This is a genomic window from Microbacterium sp. HMWF026 (assembly GCF_003061325.1).
Lineage (GTDB): Bacteria > Actinomycetota > Actinomycetes > Actinomycetales > Microbacteriaceae > Microbacterium > Microbacterium testaceum_E.
In genome coordinates, this window is sequence record NZ_QAJB01000338.1 from 1 (window position 1) to 1563 (window position 1563).

Annotated in this window: 1 protein-coding gene; it reads left to right on the forward strand. The window is 74.2% G+C overall.

Translation table 11 applies throughout. The annotated features are described in order from the left end of the window. Positions 1-1563 (forward strand): deoxyguanosinetriphosphate triphosphohydrolase family protein (locus DBR36_RS12645; protein WP_146185354.1); only part of this gene is annotated, 1563 nt, incomplete at both ends.

The window sequence follows — 1563 nt, forward strand, 5'->3', positions numbered from 1 at the left end:
CCCCCGACGGCCGACGCCCGCGTCGACGCCCCGGCGTCCGCCGCGCCCGGTGTCGACGCGCCGGCGTCCGCCGCGCCCGGTCCCGCCGCGCCGGGGTCCGCCGCCCCCGGCACCGCCGCGGCGGGGTCCGTCGCGCCCGGTGCCGCCGCACCCGGTGCCGCCGCGCCCGGTGCCGGAACGCCCGGCGCCCGGACTCCCGGTACCGTCACCGGCGCGCGGGCGGAGCGCGGCACGGTCGTCGGCAACACGGCATCCCGGATCTTCGTCGACCGCGACGACGTGCACGATCCCTGGTCGATCGATCTCGAGCGCATCCAGTTCTCGCCGTACTTCTCGCGGCTGTCGGCCGTCACGCAGGTCGTGTCGCCGTCGATCAGCGGCGCCCCCGTGCACAACCGCCTCACCCACACGCTCAAGGTCAGCGCGATCGCCCGCGTCGTCGCGCTGCAGCTGAACACCCGCTCGCGCCGCGCGGGTGAGGGCGACGTGTGCAACGCCACGGTCGTCGAGGCCGCCGCCTACGCGCACGACCTCGGCCACCCGCCGTTCGGGCACCTCGGCGAGTCGACATTGAACCGCCTGGCCCGCGACGAGCTGGGCCTGCCCGACGGCTTCGAGGGTAACGCTCAGACCTATCGGATCCTCACCGCCCTCGATGTGATCGAGACCGCCCCGCGCGGACTCAACCTCACCGCCGCGGTGCGCGCGGCCTCGGCGAAGTACCCCTGGGCCCCGTCGGTGTCGCACGACGAGGTCGAACGGATCGGCCCGCCCCGCGGCATCCGTCCCTCCCCCGACGGCACCTACCGCGTGCACAAGTACTCCGCCTACGACATCGACCTCGCGGATCTCGACGAGGCCCGCCGGGGAGTGGATGCCGACCCCCTCCGCCAGAGCATCGAGGGCGCCGTGATGGACCTGGCCGACGACATCGCGTACTCGGTGCACGACGTCGACGACTTCTACCGCGCCGGCATCCTGGATCACGCCCCCATCGCGGCGGAGTTCCGCGGGTGGCTCGACGACGTGCTGGAGTGGCGCTCGCGCGACGACGCCGAGGTGCGCGCCGAGCTCGCCCCCGGCGCGGGCTTGGAACGCCTGCGCCGCAAGATGCGCCGCGACGACCCCTGGATCGCCGACGACGAGGCCTTCCTCGCCGCCGTCAGCGATGTGGATGCCGAGATGGTCACCGACCTGCTGGCCCGGCCCTTCGACGGCTCGCTCACGGCCGAGCGCCGCCTCGCCGCCTTCACCGACCGATGGATCCGCCGGTTCCAGGAGTCGGCCCGGTTGCGTCCGCTCGACACCCCGCGCGCCGGTCCCGTCGTGCTCTCGGCGTCGGCCTGGCACCACGTGGAAGTGCTCAAGTTCGTGCACAAGCGCTTCGTGCTCAGCCGACCCGATCTGGCGATCCAGCAGCGCGGCATGAGTCGCATCCTCGCGCGGTCGGTGCGGGCCCTCGGCGAATGGCTCGACGACGACCTCGACCGTGCGCGCACGCCCCGGCGCCTGCGCGAGCTGATCGCGCTCGCCCACGAGCAGTACGCCGCCCTGCCCACGGAC